This is a genomic window from Streptomyces sp. NRRL S-31, from assembly GCF_000718775.1.
In the GTDB taxonomy this organism is placed as follows: domain Bacteria; phylum Actinomycetota; class Actinomycetes; order Streptomycetales; family Streptomycetaceae; genus Streptomyces.
Genome location: NZ_JOCB01000198.1, coordinates 1 through 3004, shown reverse-complemented (window position 1 = coordinate 3004; position 3004 = coordinate 1). Strand labels below are relative to the sequence as shown.

General features: G+C 69.3%; 2 protein-coding genes and 1 pseudogene. 1 reads left to right on the top strand and 2 read right to left on the bottom strand.

Annotated features, from left to right (window positions below):
• A pseudogene (locus IF37_RS46290) lies at positions 1 to 140 on the top strand (IS5/IS1182 family transposase); the annotation flags it as partial.
• Between the two features lie 253 nt (positions 141 to 393).
• Here the strand turns inward: IF37_RS46290 and IF37_RS0138065 are convergent.
• Both IF37_RS0138065 and IF37_RS0138060 read right to left on the bottom strand, forming a co-directional pair.
• The gene (locus IF37_RS0138065) at positions 394 to 966 is read right to left on the bottom strand and encodes an EF-hand domain-containing protein (protein ID WP_037858252.1); all 573 of its coding nucleotides are present in this window, start codon (positions 964 to 966) and stop codon (positions 394 to 396) included.
• A 588-nt stretch (positions 967 to 1554) separates the two neighbouring features.
• Positions 1555 to 2064 carry a GNAT family N-acetyltransferase gene (locus IF37_RS0138060; protein WP_030754184.1) on the bottom strand — a complete coding sequence of 170 codons (510 nt, stop codon included), beginning with the start codon at positions 2062 to 2064 and terminating at the stop codon, positions 1555 to 1557.
• Between the last annotated feature and the right edge of the window lie 940 nt (positions 2065 to 3004).

Sequence of the window (3004 nt, the reverse complement as noted above, 5' to 3'; positions counted from 1 at the left end):
ACTACGAAACCCTGCCCACCCGATCCGAAGCCATGATCCACCTCGCCATGACCGACCTCATGGCTCGCCGCCTCACCAGCGAGAGCACCATCTCCTGGCGCGACCCGACATCACACGCTAAACGGCCGCTTCCGGGATAAAACATCGGGCGAAAACGACCTCTCAGCGGCGGTGGCCGAGCCCTGACGAACGCGGTCGGACACACCTTGGCGTCCCGTATTCCGGCGGGGCGCCGACGCGCCCCGCCACCCGCTGGGGTTTCCTGTCACCCGCCGAGTCCAGCCGTGCCTCGCGGACGGGCGTGCGGGACGGGTCCGCGCGCCGTCCGCCGCCATGCCACCACCGGGGCCCTCGGCGCTGCACGCCTGGTCGACAGCCGCCTCAGGAGGGCCCTCACGATGGGCGATCACATAGCGGGCGCTGGGTGCGGGCCGGCACGGGGCCGCACAGTCGGTTGCCCGGTTCGGCCGGGTCGTCGCTGGTCCAGAACTGGATCCACAGCTCGGTGAATTCAGGTCGGCCCAGGTAACCGTCCCCGTCCTGGTCGAGGTGGTCGAAGACGTCGGCGACGTCGACGCTCCCGCCATGCCATGTGTCGACCAGACGACGGTGCTCGGCGGCGGAGATACGGCCGTCGCCGTCCTCGTCGACGGCGTCGAACACGATCCCGGCGGTCGCGGCCACGGCCTCGCGCATCGTGGGCAGCCGGTCCACCATGACGAGCAGCTCGTCCAGGTCGATCCTGCCGTCCTTGTCCGTGTCCACATGGGCGGCGAGGTGGTCCCACCAGCCCAGCAGGACCCGGTCCACGTCCGCGGCCAGTCCGGACCCCGGGCGCACGCGGGGCAGATGCTTCCAGCGTCCCGCGAGCGCCTGGAAGTCGCGCTGGTCGAGGCAGCCGTCGTCGTCGGTGTCGAACGCGCGGAACATGTCGACGAGCTTGCCGCGCTGGAACTCACTTGCCACAGCCGGCCCTTTCCCTGGGAGTCACCGGCGATCCTGCCCGCGAGCGGTCCCGGCCCAACGGCGCTTCGCAGCGCGAAGGGGCGTGTGCGGCACGCTCGTTCGCACCGGCGTGCCCGGCCGGCCCTCTGGCACCGGCCTGCCCCGTGGCGGCGGGACGCGGCGGGGCCGCGTCCGCTCCCGGGCGCCGTGGTCGCGGTCGGCGGCGGCCGACGTCGTGATGACCACTCGGACCAAAGTGCGCTATGATCATCACACAGCGAACGGCCGGAACACCGGCCCGGACGCGATGCGTTGGTGGTCCAAGGAAAGACGCCCCGCTTCCTGCGGGGAAATGCAGGTGCAAGGCCTGCCCGGCGCTCCACTCGACACCCCGCCCCCGGATCTCCCGGAGGCGGGGTGTTCGCGTTACGGCGGTTGATCCGGCCTCGGTACTGGTGGGCTCGCGTATTCAACCGTCCGCAGTTCTCGGGGTAAGCGAGGGTGATGCTGACGGTGTGTGGCCGCAAGCAGCTCGGTGGCCCAATGTCTTGCCCAGGCCGGCGTGGGCCGTGCCGCCGAGTGTGCTCGGCGGCTTCACCGCTTCGTCGCTCAGTCGTGAGTCAGCGCGGGGGTGTTGAACGAGATCCAGACATCAGGAGGCAAGTCGGGCCGACCTGGTATTGATCTGCGTTCCTCTGTCCATGCGCCGTCGGCGATCTCCGTGGCGACGCGACGCCAGAAGCGCACAGCGGAGAGGTTGGCATCCTGAAACGCGATTTCCCACGAGCCCGGGTGCCTGGCCGCGATCTCCTGAACAACGCGCAGCCCGATCCCTGTCCGCCGTGCGCCGCGCACCACGAAAAAGCTGTTCAGCACGCGCGTCGGAGCGCTCAAACTGCGGACCAGAGCGAACCCAGCCGGGCTGTCACCACTTGTGACGAGGTATGGCGCCCAGTCGGGCTCAGAGAAGGCCATGTGGAGCCGGTCGCTGCGGAAGGTTCCGTCAGCGTTGGGCAGCAGACCGTCGAACTCCGACATGTCATGGCGGAACATCAGCCACAGCCGCTCCACTATGGGGCGGTCGGCAATGCCCGCGAGGCGAATGGATACGTCTGGCACGAGACTCCTTTGCAGAGGTGGTCAACCGGCGAGCGCCGCATACCCGGATCAGGAGCGCCAGGTCCCCGGGGTGGCACCCGTATGAACAGCGCTGGGCCCCGGATAAGCGGGCCCGAGGCATGAAAAAAGCCTCCCCGGTGCATGCGGTATCCGCGCCAGGAAGGCTCATTGCTGACGGGGACTCTAGCAGGTGAACGCGCGGGCCTGCCGTTCACTGGCCCACGGACACAGGTCTGGGCGTGTGCGTTGTCACCGTGTGTGGTCACCTTGGGCTCAGCGGCTCCATGTCCCGCCGGTCCCTTTGAGGAGTCGGGTGGTGGTCTTGTCGTGGTAGCCGAGGGCATCCGAGATGACGGGGGCAGGCAGTTGGAGGACTTCCTGCCGGATGGCGACACTGCGGTCGGCGGCGGCCAAAACCCCGACCTCGTTCAGGAGAGCGGACAGGTGGTCGGGGCGGAACGACTGACCTGCCCGGCGGCCGGGGAAGAGCCAACAAGGACGAACTGGTGCGCGACAGCCCACCGGCGATGTTGGCGCGCGCACAATGGGAACTTCACCGCCTCGCCCGGCAGCTCGAACCGGCCCCGGGGAAACCGGCGCTGATGAGGATCCTCGACCAGAACGGCCTGTGACACCGCTCCGGTCCGCGCGCATGCCCCGGTACACGCACCGCCCCGCCCCGCGGCGGCGCCGGCCCGGTAGGCGGCGAACCGCTCGTCGACGTCCGCGCCGCATCGGCCGTCCGGCGCGCCGATGAGTCGGTGAGCCGGTGAGCCGATGAGCCGGTGCGCCGGTGGACCGACTCCCGGCCGAGCCCGGCCCACTTCGCCCACGCCCACGCCCCTAAGAACTCCTATCGCAATGACTTCAGGCGTCTCCAGCAGATGAGTGCGCATGCCAGGGTGAGGAAGCCTTCGTGGATGTCGTCGCGGATCTCCCA